General features: G+C 75.1%; 13 protein-coding genes, 1 tRNA gene and 1 pseudogene. 8 read left to right on the top strand and 7 right to left on the bottom strand.

Annotated elements, in window-relative coordinates:
* Positions 1 to 54: 54 nt before the first annotated feature.
* Complete coding sequence (locus ACI782_RS08990) at positions 55 to 525, bottom strand: N-acetyltransferase family protein (protein ID WP_456908246.1); 471 nt, start codon at positions 523 to 525, stop codon at positions 55 to 57.
* 89 nt (positions 526 to 614) lie between these two features.
* Positions 615 to 2,915 (bottom strand): MFS transporter, encoded by a 2,301-nt coding sequence (locus ACI782_RS08995; protein WP_456908248.1) that lies wholly within the window; start codon positions 2,913 to 2,915, stop codon positions 615 to 617.
* A gap of 129 nt (positions 2,916 to 3,044) precedes the next feature.
* Between ACI782_RS08995 and ACI782_RS09000 the strand changes: the two genes are divergently transcribed.
* From ACI782_RS09000 to ACI782_RS09025, 6 genes are all read left to right on the top strand, one after another.
* On the top strand, positions 3,045 to 5,741 hold the full coding sequence (locus tag ACI782_RS09000; protein WP_456908250.1) for a helix-turn-helix transcriptional regulator: 2,697 nt from the start codon (positions 3,045 to 3,047) through the stop codon (positions 5,739 to 5,741).
* Between the two features lie 113 nt (positions 5,742 to 5,854).
* Positions 5,855 to 6,322 carry a hypothetical protein gene (locus ACI782_RS09005; RefSeq protein WP_456908252.1) on the top strand — a complete coding sequence of 156 codons (468 nt, stop codon included), beginning with the start codon at positions 5,855 to 5,857 and terminating at the stop codon, positions 6,320 to 6,322.
* 37 nt (positions 6,323 to 6,359) lie between these two features.
* Positions 6,360 to 7,472, top strand: coding sequence for a flavin-containing monooxygenase (locus ACI782_RS09010; RefSeq protein ID WP_456908254.1), 1,113 nt, complete (start codon positions 6,360 to 6,362; stop codon positions 7,470 to 7,472).
* Between the two features lie 43 nt (positions 7,473 to 7,515).
* Positions 7,516 to 7,947, top strand: a complete 432-nt coding sequence (locus ACI782_RS09015) for a hypothetical protein (protein WP_456908256.1) — start codon at positions 7,516 to 7,518, stop codon at positions 7,945 to 7,947.
* A gap of 51 nt (positions 7,948 to 7,998) precedes the next feature.
* Complete coding sequence (locus ACI782_RS09020) at positions 7,999 to 9,567, top strand: molybdopterin-dependent oxidoreductase (RefSeq protein ID WP_456908258.1); 1,569 nt, start codon at positions 7,999 to 8,001, stop codon at positions 9,565 to 9,567.
* A gap of 266 nt (positions 9,568 to 9,833) precedes the next feature.
* Positions 9,834 to 11,657 carry a peroxidase family protein gene (locus ACI782_RS09025; RefSeq protein ID WP_456908260.1) on the top strand — a complete coding sequence of 608 codons (1,824 nt, stop codon included), beginning with the start codon at positions 9,834 to 9,836 and terminating at the stop codon, positions 11,655 to 11,657.
* A 173-nt stretch (positions 11,658 to 11,830) separates the two neighbouring features.
* Here ACI782_RS09025 and ACI782_RS09030 read toward each other — a convergent pair.
* Positions 11,831 to 12,414, bottom strand: a pseudogene (locus ACI782_RS09030) (SDR family oxidoreductase).
* Positions 12,415 to 12,690: 276 nt separating this feature from the next.
* On the opposite strand from ACI782_RS09030, the gene ACI782_RS09035 reads away from it, so the two are divergent.
* Both ACI782_RS09035 and ACI782_RS09040 read left to right on the top strand, forming a co-directional pair.
* Entirely contained in the window at positions 12,691 to 12,990 is a 300-nt protein-coding gene (locus ACI782_RS09035; RefSeq protein WP_456908262.1) for a hypothetical protein, read from the top strand.
* Positions 12,991 to 13,869: 879 nt separating this feature from the next.
* On the top strand, positions 13,870 to 14,073 hold the full coding sequence (locus tag ACI782_RS09040; RefSeq protein ID WP_456908264.1) for a cold-shock protein: 204 nt from the start codon (positions 13,870 to 13,872) through the stop codon (positions 14,071 to 14,073).
* Here the strand turns inward: ACI782_RS09040 and ACI782_RS09045 are convergent.
* The 4 genes from ACI782_RS09045 to ACI782_RS09060 all read right to left on the bottom strand — a co-directional run bounded on the left by ACI782_RS09045 (position 14,024) and on the right by ACI782_RS09060 (position 20,090).
* A complete protein-coding gene (locus ACI782_RS09045) occupies positions 14,024 to 14,665 on the bottom strand; it encodes a DUF5994 family protein (RefSeq protein WP_456908266.1) in 642 nt (213 codons plus the stop codon). The genes ACI782_RS09040 and ACI782_RS09045 overlap by 50 nt on opposite strands.
* Before the next feature lie 1,066 nt (positions 14,666 to 15,731).
* Positions 15,732 to 15,808, bottom strand: a tRNA-Met gene (locus ACI782_RS09050).
* A gap of 105 nt (positions 15,809 to 15,913) precedes the next feature.
* Positions 15,914 to 18,862: a UPF0182 family membrane protein gene (locus ACI782_RS09055; RefSeq protein WP_456908485.1), complete on the bottom strand. Its 2,949-nt coding sequence runs from the start codon at positions 18,860 to 18,862 to the stop codon at positions 15,914 to 15,916.
* Positions 18,863 to 19,067: 205 nt separating this feature from the next.
* Positions 19,068 to 20,090, bottom strand: coding sequence for a YlbL family protein (locus tag ACI782_RS09060; RefSeq protein WP_456908268.1), 1,023 nt, complete (start codon positions 20,088 to 20,090; stop codon positions 19,068 to 19,070).
* Positions 20,091 to 20,184 lie beyond the last annotated feature (94 nt).

Here is a 20,184-nt window from a genome sequence, read left to right on the forward strand (position 1 = left end):
CCTCGGTGCGCGGGCGGGGGGTCGGACCGGGGGAACCGCCGGGTTCGTCCGCAGTCAGCCCTGGACGGCCGCGTAGGCCACCGGCGTCCAGGCGACGAGGACCTTGGGGCGCAGCGTGGCGCCGAGGCGGCGGTAGAAGCGCTGGGCGTCGACGTTGTCGACCTCCATCCCCCAGCGGACGACCAGCTGCTCGGGTGCCGCGAGCCGGGCGAGGGCGGCCATGAGCCGGCGGCCGACGCCGCCGTCGCGGTGCCCGGGCCGCACGTACAGGTCGTCGAGAGCGAGGACGTCGCCGCCGGTCCACAGGTGCAGCTGGCGGACGGCGGAGACGTAGCCGACCGCGCTCCCGTCGCGCTCGGCCAGCAGCACGACCACCTCGGGCCGCTCGAGCAGCGCTCGCCAGTGCTGGTCCCTGACGTGCACGTGCGCGGTCTGGTCCTGGTGGGCGGCGATCTCGCGGACCATCGCGGCGACGGGCGCGGCGTCCGCGGGGGTCGCGCGACGGATGGTGACGGACTCGGTCATGGCGGGCTCCGGGAGAGGTCGTGGGAGGGGCGCGGCGGGAGCGGGCGGACCGCTCCCGCCGCGCCACGGGGGACGGGGACTGACGGGGATCAGCAGTGGGCGTACTCGTGCGGGCGCAGCAGCATCGCCGCGGCCATCGCCGGGAGCATGAGCACGTGGCCCCAGAGCATCAGGGCGCCCTCGCCGATGAGCCCGAGTGCGAGCGGGACGAACAGCACCAGGAAGGGCAGGTACATGGCCGCGGCCATCTCGACGACGGGCAGCCAGCGGTGGCCGCGGAAGCGCATCCACGCGGACATGGCGACCGTCATGTTCGTCGCCATGATCAGCGCGCCCGAGTAGGGGTTGTGCATCACGCCGGGAGCGCCGAGGGCGTCGAGCACGAGCGTCCAGACGGGGTGCAGGGCCACCATGCCGACGGCCATCGCCACGACCATCTCGAGGAAGTGCAGGACGAACCTCTTGGTGCTCAGCCGGTGGGCGGGCTCGGACTGGTCGTCGGTGTGCGCGGGGGTGGGGGTCGTGCTGTGCACGGCGGGTCTCCAGGGGTCGAGGTCGGCGGGGATCAGGGGACGAGGGCGCAGCCGGCCTCGTCGACGGCGGCGGCGATGTCGGCGCGGTCGATGGGACGGTCGGCGGTGACGGTGACGGTGCCGCTGGCCAGGTCGACCGCGACCGACTCGACGCCGGCGACGGCGACGATCTCGTCGGTGACGGCGCGCTGGCAGTGCGCGCAGGTCATGCCGGTGACCTGGAAGGTGGTCGAGCCGATGAATGTGCGGGGCGTGCCGGACAGCATGGGGAGCTCCTGGTCGGTTCGGGAGTGCGTCGGTCGAGGCACAGCGTCGCCGTGGCGGGCGGGGGTTCTCACCGGGGAAACCGCCGGGTTCCCCGCCGGGATCGGCCGGGTGCCGGATCAGTGGCCGGAGCCGCCGTGGCCGGCGGTGCCCGTGGCCGGCGGTGCCGGCCGCGGGCCCACCGCCGGGGACGGCGAGCAGGGTGAGCACGAACAGGGCGGCGAGGACGCCCGCCGTGGCGACGAAGGCGCGGCCGTAACCGTCGGCCAGGCCGGCGGAGGTGGCCAGGTCCCCGGCGACGGCGGTGAGGGCGGCGACGCCGAGGGCGGCGCCGATCTCGTGGCCGGTCATCATCAGCCCGCTCGCCAGGCCGGACTGCTCCCCCGGCACGTCGCCCATCGCGGCGACCGAGATCGCGACGAACATCGGCTCGACGCCGGCGCCGACGAGCAGGAACCCAGGCAGGACGTCGGCCGCGTAGGAGGTGCCGCCGGCGTTCGCGGCCAGCAGCAGCACGCCGGCGGCCAGGACCACGAGCCCCCCGAGGACCAGCGTGCGGGCGCCGACCCGGCCGATGGCCTTCGACGCTCCGGCTGCGGCGAGCGTGATCGCGGCGGCCAACGGCAGGAACTGCAGCCCGGCGACGACCGGGGAGGCGCCCACGACGGCCTGCAGGTACAGCGACGCCAGGAAGATCGCTCCCACCACGACGCCGGTGACGCCGGCCATCACCGCCGAGGCGGAGACCAGCGAGCGCATCCGCCAGGTGGCCGGGGGCACCAGCGGGTCGGCGGCGCGCCGCTCCAGCCGCGCGAACGTGGTCAGCAGCACGGCGGCGGCGGCCAGCGCCAGCCAGGTGCGGGGGGCGGTCCAGCCGGCCGAGCGGGTGGCCTCGATGCCGGACACCAGCGCCAGCAGCCCGGTCACCAGCGTCAGCGCGCCGGGCACGTCGAGCCGGCGCAGCGCACCCGGCCGGGTCCGGCCCCGCGCCACGGTCCGCAGGGTGCCGAGGACGACGGCCGCGCCGATCGGCACGTTGATCGCGAAGACGGCGCGCCAGCCCAGTGCGCTGGTCAGCGCCCCGCCGAAGAGGACCCCCGCGGCGATGCCGAGGCTGCCGACGGTGCCCCAGACGGCCAGCGCGGTCTGTCGCTGCCGGCCGGCGTAGGCGGTCATGACGATCGACAGCGCGGCCGGGGTGAGCAGCGCCGCGCCGGCGCCCTGCGCGGCCCGGGACAGGATCAGCGTGAGCGGGGTCTGCGCCAGGCCGCTGGCCAGCGAGGCGGCGGTGAACAGGCCGACGCCGGCGAGGAAGGCGCGGCGGCGGTCGAGCAGGTCGGCGATCCGCCCACCGAGCAGCAGCAGCCCGCCGGACAGCAGCACGTAGGCGCTGATCGCCCACTGGTAGTCGGTCGCGGACAGCCGCAGGCCGTCGCTGATGGAGGGCAGCGCGACGTTCACCACCGACACGTCCAGGACGACCATGAACTGGGCGGCGATCATCAGCGCGAAGACCGTCCACGGCCGGCGGAGCTCGCCGGTGGCCGGCGCCGGGTGGTCGGGGTGTGGGTGGACGGCGGGATGGGCCGACATCTGTCCTCCTCGGGAGCGGGGGGTTCGGGTCGGCAGTCACGGTCGCGGCCCGGCGCGATCGCTCACGCCGGTGGTTTCGCCGGGGTCGCGCCGCCCGGACCTGTCCGTTCCGCTCGGTACGGTCTGGCCGTGCTGGCCGGACGGAACCCCGAACGCGCGGCGATCGCCGCCCTGCTCGACGCCGCGCGCACCGGCAGCGGCGGCGCCCTGGTGGTCCGCGGCGTGGCGGGGGCGGGCAAGTCGACGCTGCTGACCGACGCCGTCGCCCGCGCGGGCACGACGGTGCTGCGCACGTCGGGCGTGGAGTCCGAGTCCCCGCTGGCGTTCGCCGCGCTGCAGCGGCTGCTGTGGCCGCTGCGCGCCCGCCTCGACGTCCTGCCCGGACCGCAGCGGGCCGCGCTGCGCGCCGCGCTGGGTGAGGCCGAGGGCGAGGGCGACCGGTTCCTGGCCTTCCTCGGGACGCTGAGCCTGCTCGCCGACGCCGCCGAGGAGTCCCCGGTCCTCGCCGTCGTCGACGACGCCCACTGGCTCGACGACGCCTCCGCGGCCGCGCTGCTGTTCGTCGCCCGCCGGCTGCAGGCCGAACGGGTGGCGTTGCTGTTCGCGGCCCGGGACGGCGACGCCCGCCGCTTCGACGCCCCCGACCTGCCGACCGTCGTCCTCGGGGGCGTGACCGGGCAGGACGCCGACGCGCTGCTGTCGGCCCGCGCCGGCGGGGCGGTCGACCCTGCCGTGCGCGACCGGCTGGTGCGGGCGACCGGCGGCAACCCGCTCGCGCTGGGCGAGCTCGCCGGGGCGCTGACCGGCGACCAGCTGGCCGGCCGGGCGCCGCTGCCCGCGCCGCTGCCGCTGACCGGCGGCGTCGAGCGGGCCTTCCTGGACCGCTTCCGGCGGCTGGACGAGCCCGCGCAGCGCTACCTGCTCGTCGCCGCGGCCGACGACACCGGCCGGCTCCCCGTGGTGCGGGACGCCGCCGAACGCCTCGGCACCGGCGACGAGGCGCTCGACGCCGTGGAACGCGCCGGGCTGCTGCACGTGGACGGCGACGCTGTCGACCTGTACCACCCGCTGGTGCGCTCCGCGGTCTACCGGGCGGCCACCAGCACGCAGCGCCGCGCCGCGCACCGCGCGCTGGCCGACGCGCTCGGCACCGACCCCGACCGGCGGGCCTGGCACCTGAGCGCCGCCGCCGACCGGCCCGACGAGCGGGTCGTCACCGCACTGGACGGCGTGGCCGAGCGGGCCACGGGCCGGGGCGGGCACGAGGCGGCGTCGTCCGCGTGGGCGCGCGCCGCGGAGCTCACCGTGGACCCGGCGGCACGAGCCCGCCGGCTGGCGTCTGCGGCCTCCGCGGCCTGGCTGGCGGCGCAGCCCGGCCGCGCTCGCTCGCTGGCCGACACGGCGCGCCCGCTGGCGACCGACCCGCTGCTGCGCGCCGACCTCGACCGGCTGCGCGCCCGGGTGGAGTGGAACGTCGGCTCGCCGCTGGTCGGGCACCGGATCCTGCTCCAGGCCGCCGCCGAGGTCGCCGCCGTCGACGTCGACCGGGCGCGGGCGATGACCATGCTGGCCGCCGCGGTCAGCTCGGTCGCCGACGAAGGCGCCGAGGACATGAGCGAGCACGTCGCCGGCCTCGGCGACCCGGCCGGCGCGGCGGACGACCGCGCCCGCTGCTACGCCCGGCTGCTGTCCGGGTTCGTGCACCTGCGGCACGGGCGGTTGGCCGAGGCCGCCGCGCAGTTCTCCCCCGCGCTCGACTGCGATCCGGGGGACGACACCGACCTGCGGTCCAACCTCGGCGTCGCCGCCTTCCAGTTCGGCGACACCGACATGGTGCTCACGCACCACGCTCGGCTGCTCGCCGATGCCCGCTCTTCCGGCGCGCTGGTCCTCGTCGTCTACGCGCTCACCCGGCGCGCGTTCGGCGAGCTCGCCATCGGCGACTGGCGTGCTGCCGCCGCCGGCGCCGCCGAGGCCCTCGACCTGGCCACCGGCAGCGGCCAGCCGGCGCTGACCCGGTTCCCGCACGGCTGGCTGGCGCTGCTCGCCGCCCTCCGTGACGACCGCGAGGACCTGGCCACCCACCTGGAGGTGCTGGACCGCCGACCCGGTACCGGCGTGACCGGGCCGCTGGTCGACGACCTGGCCCGCTGGGCGCGCGCCCTCACCGCGGACACCCCGGCCGCCGCGCTGCACCATCTGGAGCAGGGCAGGACCGGAATCGTCCGGCGGCTGGCCGGCATCGACCGGCTCGAGGCCGCGGTCCGGGCCGACCGCCCGGAGCTGGCCCGCGCCTGGGCCGACGAGCTCGAGGACTTCGGCACCGCGGTCGGCGCCGACTGGGCGCGGGCCGCCGCCGCGTACGGCCGCGCGCTGCTGGCCGAGGGCGCCGACGCCGAGGCGGAGTTCGCCCAGGCGGTCAAGCACGCCGACGCCGCCGGGCACCGGTTCGACGGGGCCCGCATCCGCCTCGGCTACGGCGAGTACCTGCGGCGCGCCCGCCGCCGGGTCGACGCCCGCGCTCACCTGCGGGACGCGCTGGAGGTCTTCGAGGACCTGGGCGCCGCCCGCTGGGCCGCCCGCGCGGCGCAGGAGCTGCGCGCCTCCGGGGAGACCGCCCGCCGCCGCGACGTCTCCACCGCCACCGACCTCACCGCGCAGGAGCGCCAGGTCGCCGCGCTGGTCCGGCAGGGCCTGTCGAACCGGGACGCCGCCGCACGGCTGTTCGTCAGCCCCCGCACGGTCGACTTCCACCTGCGCAACGTGTTCAGCAAGCTCGGGATCAGTTCGCGCGCCGAGCTCACCGCCCTGCCGCTCGGCCTCTGACGCGGGCTCCCCGTCGCGGGTCGGACGCCGAACCTGGCGGTTTCCCCGGCGTGAGGCCGGCGACCCGTTCCTAGCGTCCGGTGCAGACCACGCACCAGCGACGAAGGAGCCCCATGAGCAGCACCGTTTCCACGCCGACCACCGCTCGCCGGCGCACCGGCCCGTCCGGCGCCCTGGCGCGACGCTGGCCCACCGGGGTCGCCGTCGTCGCGACCGCCGCCAGCCTGACCCTGCTCTCGCCGCTGCCCGACCGGGTGCAGACCTGGGTCAGCGCCTGGTGCGTCCTGCTCGCCGCGGTCGTCTACCTGACCTGGGGCACCGCCCGCGGTGAGCTCGGCTCCCGGATCCTGCTGACCGGGCAGACCGCCGCCGTGCTCGGCTTCGGCGCCGTCGCGATCGCCGCGGTCGTCGCCGAGCCGGCCGCGGCCCGCCACGTGCTCGCCGCCGGCTGGCTGGCCCACGCCGCGTGGGACGTGGTCCACCACCGCATCGGCCGGGTCGTGCCGCGCTGGTACGCCGAGACCTGCCTGGTCGCCGACCTCCTGCTCGCCACCGCGCTGCTCACCGTCGGCCTCGTGTAGCCACTCGCGCCCTCCCTCGCCTCGTCAGGAGACCCCCGTGCCCACGCCCCTCGACGTCCTGGTCATCGGCGCCGGTCAGGCCGGCCTCGCCCTCGGCGCCCACCTTGCCCGCCGCGACGCGGACTTCCTGCTGCTCGACGCCGGCCCGGAGATCGGTTCCTCCTGGCGCGCCCGCTGGGACTCGCTGCGGCTGTTCAGCCCCGCCCAGTACGACTCGCTGCCCGGCCTGCCCTTCCCCGCACCGTTCGACACCCACCCCAGCAAGGACGACGTCGCCGACTACCTCGCCGCCTACGCCGCCCACTTCGCCCTGCCGGTGCGGCTGGACTCGCCGGTGGTGAGCCTGCGCCGCGACGGGAACGGCTCCTTCGCCGCCACCACCCCCACGGGGACCCTGACCGCGAGGCAGGTCGTCGTCGCCACCGGGCCGTTCCAGAGCCCGCACGTCCCTGCCCTGGCCCAGCAGCTCGACCCGCTGGTCCCGCAGCTGCACAGCGCCGAGTACCGCAACCCCGGCCAGCTGCCCGCCGGCACCCGGGTGCTCGTCGTCGGGGCAGCCAACTCCGGCCTGCAGATCGCCGCCGAGCTCGCCGGGCGGTGCTCGGTCACCGTCGCGGTCGGCACCCGGCCGACCGAGTTGCCCCAGCGCATCGCCGGCCGCGACCTGTTCACCTGGCTGACCGCGGCCCGGTTCTTCACCGTGCCCGCGCACACCCGCATCGCCCGTCGGCTGCGCGCCCGCGGCGACATCGTCATCGGCACCCGCAGCAGCGAGCTGCGCAGGCGCGGCGTCGAGTTCCGGGCCCGGCTGATCGGGATCACCGGCCGCACCGCCACCTTCGCCGACGGCCGCACCGGCGACCTGGACGCCGTCGTGTGGGCCACCGGCTTCCGGCCGGACCACTCGTGGCTGCACGTGCCCGGCGTCGTCGTCGACGGGCAGGTCCGCCACCGGGCCGGGGTCACCGACGTGCCCGGCCTGTACTTCCTCGGGCTGCCCTGGCAGACCTGCCGCGGCTCGGCGCTGCTCGGCTTCGTCGGCGCCGACGCCGCGGCCCTGTCCGCCCGCATGGCCGCCGACGCCCGACGCCCGGGGCAGCAGGCTCCCACGTCCTCCCGGGCGGCGCGCCCGGCGGCCTCGCCGGCCTGACACCCCCGTCCCCAGCGCCCGCCCTCGGCCGAAGGAGCAACCGGTGCCCACCGGAACCACCCCGTCCGTCATCGCCCGGCCGGTGCCGTCGCCGCTGCCCGCGGGCGGCGCCCCCACGGCCGCTCACCTGTTCGTCATCCGCTACAGCGCCACGCTGCTGCCACTGCTGGTCGCCGTCGTCGCGCTCGAGCTCGGATGGCACCGGCTCGCCGGCGACTCCTGGGCGGCCGCCCTCGCGCTGGTCACCGGCTGGGTGCCGGCCGTCGCCGCCTGGCTGCACCGTCGCGGCTGGCGCGCCGGCACCGTGCTCGCGGTCGTCGGGCTCCCGCTCGGCGTGCCGGCCGGCTCGGCCGCGGTCGACGGGCTGTCGCCGGCCGGGCTCGCGCTGTGGGGACCCGTGGGCACCGTGCTGGCCGTCGCGCTGGCGATGGTCACCCGACCGCCGGCACTCGCCGGGCCGTCCGCCCGCCCCTGACCGCCCGACCGCCGGCACTCGCCGAGCCGTCCACACCCCGAGGAGAACTCGATGCCCGCCTCCCGCACCCCCCGCCCGCGACCGGGCCGGGCCGGCCTGCTCGCCGGGTTGCTGGCCGTCGCCGCCGGCGAGCTGACCGCGTCCGCGTCCCGGCGCGGCCGGTCGCCGTCCTCCGGGCTGGCCCGCGGCCTGGTCGACGTCGCACCGGCGGTGCTGGTCGATGGCGGCGTCGCCCTCGTCGGCCGGGCCGACAAACCCGGGCTGGCCGTGCTCGCCGCCGGGGCCGGCGGGCTCGCCGGGGCCGTCGGCGGCAGCCTGGGCGGCCGACGGCCGGTGCTCGGCGCCATCGTCGCAGCCCTGCCGCACACCCTCGGCGGCTCCCTCGCGCTGCGCCGCGGGGACGGCTCGCTCCGGGACACCGCCGCCGCGACCGCCGCCGGCCTGCTGGTCTCCACGACCGCGGTCGCCCCGCTGCGGGTCCGGCCGCGGACGGTGCTCGCCACCACCGCGGCCGCCACCACCGCGGTCCTCGTCGCGGACCGGCGAGCCCGCCGCCGGGCTGCCGCCGCGCTGCGCGAGCAGGTGACGCTGCCGGCGCCCGCCCGGCCGCTCCCACCGGTGCCGGCGGCCGCCGCCGCACGGCAGCCGGGCGTCGCCCCGCTGCTCGCCCAGCCCGGCGAGCTGGTCGTCATCGACGTCACCGTGCCCGAGCCGCGGATCGACCCGGGCACCTGGCGGCTCGACGTGGACGGCGACGTCGCCCACCCGCTGTCGCTGAGCCTGGACCAGCTGCTGGCGGTGCCGCTGGAGGAGCGCGACCTGCTCGTGGTCTGCGTGCACAACCCCGTCGGCGGCACCCGGATGGGCTGCGCCCGCTGGACCGGCATCGGCCTGGCCGACCTGCTGGAGCGGGCCGGCGTCCCCGGCGACGGCGGCTGGCTGGTCGCCGAGGCCGTCGACGGCTACACCAACGTGCTGCCGCTCCCGGTCGCCCGCGCCCACGGCTTCCTCGCTGTCGGCATGGCCGGGGAGCCGCTGCCACGCGAGCACGGCAGCCCCGCCCGGCTGCTCGTCCCGGGCCGGCACGGGCAGGACGGCAGCCTCAAGTGGTTGCGGCGGCTCACCGTCACCGCCGCTCCGCCGCCGTCGTACTGGGGCCGGCGCGGCTGGGCCGACGGCACCTACCCGGTGCACCCGGCCGCCCGCATCGACGTCCCCGGCACGCACGCCCGGATGGCGCCCGGCCGGGTCGCCGTCCGCGGCTACGCCTGGGCACCCCCCGTCGGCGTCGACCGGGTCCAGCTGCAGGTCGACGACGGCGCGTGGACCGACGCCACCCTCGGCGCCGACCTCGGCCCGGACGCCTGGCGGCCCTGGTCGGCCGAGTGGTCGGCTGCGCCCGGCCGGCACGACCTGCGGGTCCGCTGCCGGACCGCGGCCGGTCAGTGGCAGGAGGAAGACCACGCCACGCCGTACCCGAACGGGGTACGCGGTGTCCACGCCGTCCCCGTCCACGTCGGCGGCGGCCCGGTCGGTCCGACGGTCCGACGGCTCGCCGGCGCCGCCGCCACCCGCCTGACCTGGGCGGCGCGCAGCGCAGCCGCGTGGCAGCATCGCTGAACGGGCGGCGGAGACGACGGCCCGGGCGGGCGGAGTCCTCACAGGATCTTCCCAGACTTCGCCGTCCGCCTTGACGGCGATGCGGTGCGAGGACGACCGTCAACACCCAGCATCGGCGGTGAGCACCGCCTGATCCGGGCGAAGGCACTCGCCGACTCGAGGGAGAAGCGCGCCCAGTGGCGCCCGCTCCCGGCCACACCTCTGGAACAGACATGCTGAACAAGTTCGGGCTCTGCTGTGCTGCGCTCGTTGCGGGGATCACCGTCGTGACGCCCGTCGGGTCCTCCGCCGCCGGGGACGCGCTGCGGCGGGAGGCCCCGGCAATGCCGCGCAGCCTCGACGGCAGCGGCAACAACGAGGTGAACGCGGGCTGGGGCCGCGCCGGCGAGGGCTACCTGCGGATCACCGCGCCGGCGTACACCGACGGCACCGGTGCACCCGTCGCCGGACCACCGGCGCGCTGGATCAGCAACCGCGTCTTCAACGACACCGGGCAGAACCTGTTCTCCGAGAACGCCGTGACGCAGTGGGGCTGGGTCTGGGCGCAGTTCGTCGACCACGACATGGGGCTGCGGGACACGCGGCACGCCGAACCCATGGCCCTCCCCCACGACGGCGCGGACCCGCTGGAGGGCTTCGCCTCCGACCGCCCGGACCTGGGCTTCGCCCGCACCCCCGCCGCACCGGGCACCGGGACGGGGGCCGTGCCGCGCGAGCAGGTCAACACCGCGAGCAGCTTCCTGGACGGCTCCCAGGTCTACGGGACCACGGCGGACCGGCTGGCCTGGCTCCGCGACGGGGCGCACCTGCTGCTGCCCGACGGGTTCCTGCCCCACGCCGACGCACGGGGCGACACGAGCAACGCCCCGCCGATGGACCTCTTCGCGACGCAGCACGGCGACCCCGCCTCGGCGGTCGTCACCGGCGACGTGCGAGCCAACGAGAACGTCGCCCTCACCGCCCTGCACACGCTCTTCGCGCGCGAGCACAACCGGATCGTCGACCGCCTGCCGGCCGGGTTGCCGGACGACGAGCGGTTCGAGATCGCCCGGCGGGTGGTCGGCGCGGAGATCGCCCACATCACCTACACCGAGTTCCTGCCGGCCATGGGCGTCTCGCTGCCGCCCTACCGGGGCTACGACCCGACGGTGGACCCGACGCTGACCAACGAGTTCGCCACCACCGGCTTCCGCGGCCACAGCATGGTGCACGGCGAGTTCGAGGTCGACCTGCCCGCCGGCGCCCTGCCCGACGACGTGCTCGACGAGCTGACCGCTGCCGGGGTGGTGGTGACGGAGGAGGACGACGGCCTGGCCATCGCCATCCCGCTCGCCGTCGCCTTCGGCAACCCAAAGCTCATCCGGTCGGTCGGCCTCGACACCCTGTTCAGCAGCCTCTCGGAGGTGCAGTACCGCAACGACGAGCAGATCGACGACGCGCTGCGCAGCGTGCTGTTCCAGGTCCCGCGCCCGGGCACGGACCCCGCCGGCTGCGCCGAACCCGCCGAGGTCCCGGACTGCTTCTCGACGCTCACCGACCTCGGGGCCATCGACGTGCTGCGAGGACGGGACCACGGCATCCCGGGCTACACCGACCTGCGCCGGGCGCTCGGCCTCCCGGCGGTCGAGCGGTTCGAGGAGATCACCGGTGAGTCCTCGGCGCAGCTGCCTGCCGACACGTCGATCGACGACCCGCGGATCCTGGAGTTCACCCACCTGGCCGACGCCGAGGGGACGACGCTGACGCCCGGCACCCCGGAGGCCGACGACAGCGCGGTGTCCGGGACCCGCCGCACCACCACGGCGGCGCGCCTGCAGGCCGTCTACGGACAGGTGGACGCCGTGGACGCCTTCACCGGGATGGTGTCCGAGCCACACCTGCCGGGCTCCGAGCTCGGCGCGCTCCAGACGGCGCTGTGGGTGCGCCAGTTCACAGCGCTGCGCGACGGGGACCGGTACTTCTACGGCAACGACCCCGAGCTCGACCGCATCGCCGGCGAGTACGGGATCAGCCACGAGGTCGGTCTCGCCGAGGTCGTCACCGCCAACGCCGGTCCGGCCGCGTCGGCGCAGCTGTTCCGGGCGCCGTGACCGCGGTCCTGGGTGACCACCTGTCCGGGCACCGTCAGCGCGGGTGCGCGGCCACGTCGGCGGCCACCTCGGTCCTCGGCGCGGAGACCGGGCCGCGACGGATCCGAGCGAGGTCGGGGTCGCGCGCCGCCATCGCCGCACCGAGTCGCATCAGCAGCGACGGGGCAGGCGCATCAGCCGCCACTGCACCCGCGCCTGGCGCGGCGCGACGACGACCGCGCGCTTCCGGTCGACACCCCGGAGCACGTCGAGCGCCAGGGCGTCGGCGCTGTAGAGCCGCCCTCCACCATCCTGGTGATGAGCGCGCGGGCGTCCACGCCCTCGGCACCCGGGACCCGGGGCAGGTCCGGCGGCATGCCCTTGTCCAGGATCGGGGTGTCCACACCACCCGGGCAGACCACGCTGACCCGGAGGCCACGGGGTGTGCCCTCCCCCCGCAGGCTCAGCGAGAGCCCGACCACGGCCCACTTCGTCGTGCCGTACGGCGCGGACCCCGGGGTGGGCAGCGGCCGGCCAGGGACGCCGTGTCGACGATGTGCCCGTACCTCTGGCGCACCATCACCGGGTAGGCGGCGTGCACCCCGTGCACCACCCCGCGCAGGTTGACGTCGATGGCCCGGTCCCAGTGCGCCAGTGCCAGCTCCTCGACCGGCCCGCCCATCCCGACGCCGGCGTTGTCGAACAGCAGGTGGAGCCGGTCCTCGACGGCGGCGCCACCTCGCCGCGAGCAGGAAACCGGCTGACCACCCGACCCCACCCGCGCAGCCGCCCTGACCGCGGTCGCACCGACGTCGGTTCGTTCCCAGGTGAGCGCCCGGCCGGTGCGCGCCGGCCGGCCCGACGGCAAGGTCCGCCCCGGGCCCCGATCGACTCGCCGGAGCCCGAAGGGAGCACACTGGTCCGGCGGTCGCGGCTCGACGAGCTGCGAGGACCAGCCCGGCTCAGCAACCGGCCGCGCATCCGCCTCACTGTCGACCGGCGCAGCTCGGTCCTGCGCCGACGGTGCGCGGTCCCCTGCGCGGTAAGGACGCCGGTGCCTACCGCCCCTGCCTGCCCGCTGACCGTCATCGCGTGGCGGCTGGGCGGCCTGACCCTCGAAGACCTGTGGCTGGACCCCGTCGCGCTGGGCGGGATGAGTTCCCGCACGGCACTCGCCGACTACCTGCGCGGCACCGCCACCTGGCCGGTCACAGCGCACAACATCCTCGCCCATACCCTCAACGAGACCCTGTGGGAGCTCGGCTGCCCCAGCCTGGCCCCCTACCGCAACCCGTGGGACGACCCGCAACACGTCCCACCGAGGACCGGCCCGGGGCGGCACGAGGCCTCCTGACCCGCCGGAGCGATCGCCCCCCCTCGGAACCGGGGTAGGCGCCCAGCCGCAGGAATCCGCTCGAGGCCGGGGGACAGCGGCGTGCCGTCGTCCCGCTCGGATCTCCGACATCGACGAGCTCACCCACCGGTGCCCGCCGGTCAGGACTGAGCACGGCCGCCTCCACGTCGGGACAGCACCCAGCGACTAACGTCGACGCCGACACGAGGGGGCACCATCGCCGCACACAGTGGACGCTGCGCAGAAGCTCACCTGGGGTGCCCTTGCCGGGGCGACGAGACGATCCACGAGGAGAGGTCCCGCCAGATCACCGAGGCTCGCGCCCGCTCCGGTGAGCCCGTCGACTGCCCCGAGTGCGGCGCTGCCACGACGCCGCTGGCCATCCTCACATGGGGCTACTGCCGGGCCTGCCGCACGGCACAGTCCCGGCTGACCCACCCCCTCCGCTGGTGACAGGTGCGGGCACCGCTCGGCTCGCCAGGTCGCGCTCAGCCGTCGCCACTGGACCGATGGCCGGGCATGCCGACCTCACGCAGATCGGTGACCGCCAGCACACGGCCGGCGGGGTAGAGCTCGATCTCTGCGTCCGGGGTCACATCCGCCATCACGGTGAGCCAGCCGACGGGTCTCCGCAGGCACCCACCTCGGGCCCGGACAGCAACCGGACCCGTCCTCGACGAGGTCCACCTCCCCCATCCGGCTACGGCCGGCATCGGTGAAGATCGCGTACCGTTGCGCCTGGTCGCTGTTGTGCCTCTGCTTCGTTCACGGACGTCCGCAGTCGTCTCTGCCTGACGTTCCTCTCGGTCCTGCCGGTCGGTGCGGCGACCCAGGGCCGGCGCCCGTCGGCCCTGACACCCAGCACGAGATGAGAACGACATGGCTCAGGGCACTGTGAAGTGGTTCAACGCGGAGAAGGGCTTCGGATTCCTCGAGCAGGACGGCGGTGGCCCCGACGTCTTCTGCCACTTCTCGGCGATCACCGGTACCGGCTACCGATCGCTGGACGAGGCGCAGCGCGTCGAGTTCGACGTCACGCAGGGTCAGAAGGGCCCGCAGGCGGAGAACGTCCGCGCGCTCTGATCGACCGGGACGGGGACCGCGGTGCAGCTCGCGCCGCGGTCCCCGTTCTGCGTTGGTGCCAGGCTCCCGCGGCGGCGTCCCGATGCTGTCCGCGAGAGTCGACGGCACCGTGTCGGGGCTGGGAGCCGGGGGCCGCGGTGGTCGTGTGCATGTTCGACGCGTCGACGCGGCAGTCGACGGTCACCTTCAGCTGAGCGGGTGGCCCCCTTTCGGAGTCCCACACTGCCGTCGCCGCCGTCCCAGCCGGGGCGGCATTCCTCGCGGGCACCCGGTCGACGGCCTGCCGTGAAGGTGGCACCGGCTCCGCGGCCTGGTGTTGAGGGGCGAGCTCGGCGGTGGGTGTGCGCCGGTTGGCGCGGTCGGACGCGGCGGTGAAGGCTTGGCCCGCCGCTGCCGCCGGCGCGTCCGCGGGAACGACGAGCAGGTCGAGCCGGCTGCGGGTGGTGTCTCCGGTCAGGCCCAGGATCTGCGGGTCGATGCTCCGGGACCACCCCAGGCGGATGATCCGGCCGTCGGCTGCCAGTCGGCGCGGGGCGGTCTCCCAGGCGTCGGGGTTGTAGGCCACCCGGGTCACCCGGATCCTCGCCGCCATCGCGGGCGAAGAGGGCACTACGAGTACGGGCGAGCGCCACCCGGCGGGTGCTCGCCGTGCTCACCTACTTGCGGGCCCGACCCAGCGGGTCGCAGAGGGGACGCTCGACGTCGAGCGGGCACCGGCAGCCGTCGCCAGGGCGTGGTCCCACTCAGCCGATACCTGCCGTGGTGCGGTGCGCACGGTCGGGAACGCACCGGCCGTCGACCGGACGTGCTGGATGAGAACCCTGGCCGTCGGAGCTTCGACTCGCCGCGCACCGTGCGGGGGCGCTGCACGACGACGTCCGCCGATACTGCGGTGCTCGGTTCGAGTAGGCCCGATGGCCGACCGGCGAGTGGCGCGCCGGCATTCGGTACGCGACCGGCCCGGGCGCGCCGTGAATGCGGCGGGCGCCACGCAGGCGCCCGGTCGTCGCCCACTCGCCTCTCGAGCACAGGAGCCTCAGATGTACTCACCACGCCAGCGCCATCACCGGGAGCGCGAGTCGGCGGTCAGCCCGGCCCTTCTCATCCGGGCAGCCGGGGCGGCGGCGGTCGCCGCGGGCGTGCTCTTCGTCGGGGTCCAGATCGCCCATCCCCCGCTGGACCTGGACTCGATCACCACCACCGAGGTGGCGGTCCGCAACACCTTCAAGGTCTTGATGGCCGCACTGGCGCTGGCCGGGATCAGCGGCGTGTACCTGAACCTGGCGGTCGCCGAGCGAGCGATCCGCAGACGGCCCCGCCGTCGCACGCCTACCGGCCGGACGGCGCCCGGCGACCAGGCCGCGCCGGACAGCGGAGCCACAGTCGGCCCGCGTCAGTCCGTCGACGACCTCGAGGTACCACCGCGGCCCCCGGGCAACCAGGAGTCGGAAGCAGCGCGGGGCGGGCCGCCCGTAGCGGCGCCGCCGCGGTCACCACCACACTGCCGCTCCCGGGTCGCGCTGCCAGTGGTCCCCCACAGCAACGGAAAGGGCGCGACACCCTGCAGCAGCACGTCACTCGCCGTCGCCATGAGGCTGCCCGGAGATCCGTGCACAGACGACAGGGGCCCTCACAGTCACTGTGAGGGCCCCTGTACCTGGTAGCGGGGGCAGGATTCGAACCTGCGACCTCTGGGTTATGAGCCCAGCGAGCTACCGAGCTGCTCCACCCCGCGTCGGTGAGACCACCATACCCCTACTCCGCGGCGGCGTGCACGCGGCTCCGGGGTGGGCCCCACCACAGGCCGGGACGAGGCCCACGCCCCGTCCCGACCTGAGCGTCACCCGCCGCCGGACGCCGCCTGCGCCGCCTCGTAGGAGTCGACGGCGGCCTGCAGGTCCTCGAGCGCCTGCCCCTGCGCCGCGAAGTCGCCCGAGCGCTGCGCGTTCTCCAGCGCCTGCAGCGCGGAGTTGATCGCGTCCACGGCCGACTGGAGCTCGGGCGTGCTCGCCGTCCCGCCGTCCGCCGGGGGTGCCGGGGTGGTCGTCGGCGCGGGCGTGGTCGTCGGCGCCGGGGTGGGCGTGGCGGGCTCCTCCGGCGTCTCGTCGCTGTCGGTCGCCGACTCCCCCGCCCCGGCGCCGAAGACCTGGTCGAGGGCCTCGGCGAGGGTGTTGGCGTACCCCACCCGGCCGCCGTAGTTGACCAGCACCTTCCGCAGCAGCGGGAAGGAGTTGTCCCCGGTGCCCTCGACGTAGAGCGGCTGCACGTAGAGCAGCCCGTCGCCGCCGATGGGCAGGGTCAGCAGGTTGCCGAAGACCGCCCGCGACTCCTGGCTGTTGAACAGGGTCACGTCCGGCCGGACCTGGTCGTTGGTGTTGAACGACTGCTGCACCTGCTGCGGACCGCGGAACGGCGTGTTGCCCGGCAGCCGCAGCACCTGGATCTCCCCGTAGGTCTCCGGGTCGCTGGACGCGGAGATGAACGAGGAGAGGTTCTCCCGGCGGAAGGCGTTGAGCGCGCTGGTGAGCTGGAAGCTCGCCTGCTCGTCGCCAGGCCGCTGGGCCAGGATGTAGTACGGCGGCTGCGCCTCCTGGGTGTCCTGCGTCGGGTCGGCCGGCACCTGCCAGCGGTCGTTCTGGTTGTAGAAGTCGACCGGGTCGCTGACGTGGTAGCGGGTCAAGATGTCCCGCTGCAGCTTGAACAGGTCCTCCGGGTAGCGCACGTGGCTGACCAGCTCGTCGGACATCTGGTCACGCGGCTCGACGACGCCGGGGAACGCCTTCATGTACGTCTGCAGCACCGGGTCGTCGACGTCCCACTGGTACAGCGTCACCGTGCCGTCGTAGGCGTCCACGGTCGCCTTGACCGAGTTGCGGATGTAGTTGAACTGCTCGTTGGGCAGGGCCGTCGTCCCGGTGCCGGTGAGCGCGTCGGAGGCGGCCTCGCCCAGCTCCATCGACTCGGCGTACGGGTAGGAGTCCGACGTCGTGTAGCCGTCCAGGATCCACTGGATGCGGCCGTCGATCACGGCCGGGTACGGGTCGCCGTCGACCTCGAGGAACGGCGCAGCCTTCTCGACGCGGTCCCGCGGGTCGCGGACGTAGAGCACCTTCGAGGCGTCGTTGACCGCGCTGGAGAGCAGGAAGTTGCGCTCCCGGTAGTAGATCGCGAAGGTCAGCTGCCGGAAGAAGCTGCCGATCGCGACGCCGCCCTCGCCGGTGTAGGTGTTGTTGATCTGGCCCTCGTCCGACCCGTCCTCGGGCTGGTCGAACTCCCGCGGCGTGGCGCCCTCCGGCGCGCCGACCACCGAGTAGTTGTCGTTGCCGATCAGCTCGCCGTAGTAGATGCGCGGCTGCTCGACGTCGATGTTGCCGGTCGTCGGGAGGTCGCGGGTGGTGAAGTTGGGCTCGCCGCCCTCCTGGCCGGCGACCACCTGGTTGGCCGGCGCCGCCACGAACCCGTTGCCGTGGGTGTAGACGGTGTGCCGGTTGATCCAGGTGTCCTGGTTCTCCGAGAGCGCGTCGCTGTTGAGCTCGCGGGCGGCGACCACGTAGTCCCGGGTCTCGCCGTCGATCGTGTACCGGTCGATGTCGAGCTTCTCGGGGAAGCCGTACACGTTGCGGATCTGCTGGCGCGCGGTGAACGTGTCGGCCAGGACGTTGGGGTCCAGCAGCCGCGCGTTGGGGATGGTCTGGGTGTCGTTGCGCAGCTCCGCCTGCGCCGCGGCGGTGTCGACCGACTCGCCGGTGCTGTCCTGCGCGTAGTCGACGTACTCCACGTCGGAGAGCCCGTAGGCGTCCCGCGTCGAGGCGATCGCCCGCTCGATGTAGGCCGACTCCCGCTGGTCGGCGCTGGGCCGGACGACGAACTGCTGCACGATCGCCGGGTAGGCCACGCCGATCACCAGGCTGGACAGCAGCAGCAGTACCAGTGCCGCGGCCGGCAGCCGGAAGTTGCGGACGACGACGTTGGCGAAGAACGCGATGGCGCACACCGCAGCCGCGAACACCAAGATGGTCTTCGCCGGGAGCAGCGCGTTGACGTCGGTGTAGCTGGCACCGTTGAACAGCTCGCCGCGGTCGGAGTAGACCAGCCCGTAGCGGTCCAGCCAGTAGGCCACCGCCTTGAGCGCCACGAACAGCCCGAGCAGCACCGACAGCTGGATCATCGCCGCCGACGTCAGCTTCTGCCCCGGCGTCTGCAGCCGCAGGCCGCCGAACACGTAGTGGGTGAGCAGCGAGCCGATCAGCGCGAGCAGCACGATGGCGAAGCCGAAGCCGAGCAGCAGCCGGTAGAAGGGGTAGTCGAAGACGAAGAAGGACAGGTCCAGCCCGAACTGCGGGTCGGTCCGGCCGAAGTCCGTCGCGTTGCGGAAGGTCAGCCAGGTCTCCCAGTTGCCCTGGGCGGTGAACCCGGCGAACAGCCCCAGCACGACGGCGACCGCGGTCAGCACCAGGGCGCGGCGCGGCTCCAGCGACTGCCGGTAGCGCTCCAGGTTCTGCTGCTCCAGCGACATCGGCCGGAACGTGGGGCGGAACCGGTAGGCGAGGTAGATCGCCAGGGCGGTCAGGCCACCGGTGGCCACGCCGGCCACGGCGAACAGCAGCGCACGGGTCTGCAACTCGGTCCAGAAGACCTCGGTGTAGCCGGTCTCGTCGAACCACAGGTAGTCGACGTAGACGTTGGTCAAGGTCCCGATGGCCGTGAACAGCACCAGCAGCACGGCGATGGCCCCGATGACCACCTTCGCGCGCCGCGACAGCGTCGGCACGGACACGGGGGGCCGCATGGCCACGAGCGGTCTCCTTCAGTCTGCGGTCGTGGCGGGCAGCCACGGACGTCCCGACGGCGGGTCGCCGGGAGGAGCCGGCACGGGCCTCCCGGCACCGATCCGGTCAACCCAGATCAACGCGCGGGACCGCGCCGGGTTCCCGGTTCCCCGCTGTCGCGGACAGCTTCCCCCACCGCGCGCCCGCCGTGTCGCCGGGGCGCGTTCAACAGGGTTCCGGCGTCCGCCCGGCGCGGAAGTCGGCCAGCGCCTCGAGGGCGTCGTCGAGGGTGGCCACCCGGGCCGTCACCAGCCCCTCCTGGGGCGCGGCCAGCGCGTCGGCGCAGTTGTCGGCGGGCACGAGGAACAGCTCGGCGCCGATGTCGGAGGCGGCGACCATCTTCAGCTGGATGCCCCCGATCGGGCCGACGTCGCCGTCGGCGTCGATCGTCCCGCTGCCGGCCACCAGGGCCCCGCCGGTCAGGTCGGTGTCCCCGACCAGGTCGAGGATCCCGAGGGCGAGCATCAGCCCGGCCGACGGGCCGCCGACGTCCTCGACCCGGATGTCGACGTCGAACGGCGCGGACGGCTGCTCGCGGACGAGCACACCCAGCAGCGAGCCCTCATCGTCGTCCGCCGCCCGCGTGGTGACCGTCGCCGTTCCGGGCTCGCCCAGGCGGGTGTAGTCGACGGTGATCGTCGAGCCGCCGGGGATGGAGGCCAGGACCTCGTCCAGCGTGTGCACGTCGGGCGTGGGTCGGCCGTCGACGCGCTCGAGGGCGTCGCCCTCCTCCAGGCGCCCGTCGGACGGCGAGTCCTCGGTCAGGCCCCGCACGACCACCTTCACGGGGTACCCGAGCTGGGACAGCGCCGCGGTCTCGGCGGCCTCCTCGGAGGTGAGGAACGCCTGGCGGTTGGCCTCGCGGGTCTCCTCCTCGGTGCGGTCGGACGGGTAGACCGACTCCTCCGGGACGACGCTCACCTCGTCGTCGAACCAGCCCTGGACCGCCTCGACCAGGCTCAGCCCCGCGCGGCTCACGCCGACCGTGGTGAGCGTCAGCTCGCCGTCGACCTCGTTGCGCTCGCGGCCCTCGACGCTGATGACCGGCTCGCCGTCGATCTCGCCGAGGGTGTTGAAGGTGGGCCCCGGCACCTGCGCCACGTAGGGCACGGGGACGGCCGCGCCGAGGACCCCGAAGACCACGAGCAGCACGACACCGACGCTGAGGATGGCGATCCGACGGGTCACGACCGGCCAGCTTATGAGACGGACCCGCCACCCCCGCCGCGCGCAGGCCCGCGGCGGAGCCGTGCGCTCCGGGCGAAACGGTCCGACCCCCTGC

It is taken from the genome of Geodermatophilus sp. SYSU D00703 (assembly GCF_054050155.1).

What these genes read in the sequence shown, in the direction of transcription:
- ACI782_RS08990 (WP_456908246.1), bottom strand. Translation starts at nt 525, where the DNA reads ATGACCGAGTCCGTCACCATCCGTCGCGCGACCCCCGCGGACGCCGCG.
- ACI782_RS09055 (WP_456908485.1), bottom strand. Translation starts at nt 18,862, where the DNA reads ATGCGGCCCCCCGTGTCCGTGCCGACGCTGTCGCGGCGCGCGAAGGTG.
- ACI782_RS08995 (WP_456908248.1), bottom strand. Translation starts at nt 2,915, where the DNA reads ATGTCGGCCCATCCCGCCGTCCACCCACACCCCGACCACCCGGCGCCG.
- ACI782_RS09020 (WP_456908258.1), top strand. Translation starts at nt 7,999, where the DNA reads ATGCCCGCCTCCCGCACCCCCCGCCCGCGACCGGGCCGGGCCGGCCTG.
- ACI782_RS09005 (WP_456908252.1), top strand. Translation starts at nt 5,855, where the DNA reads ATGAGCAGCACCGTTTCCACGCCGACCACCGCTCGCCGGCGCACCGGC.
- ACI782_RS09040 (WP_456908264.1), top strand. Translation starts at nt 13,870, where the DNA reads ATGGCTCAGGGCACTGTGAAGTGGTTCAACGCGGAGAAGGGCTTCGGA.
- ACI782_RS09045 (WP_456908266.1), bottom strand. Translation starts at nt 14,665, where the DNA reads ATGGCGGCGAGGATCCGGGTGACCCGGGTGGCCTACAACCCCGACGCC.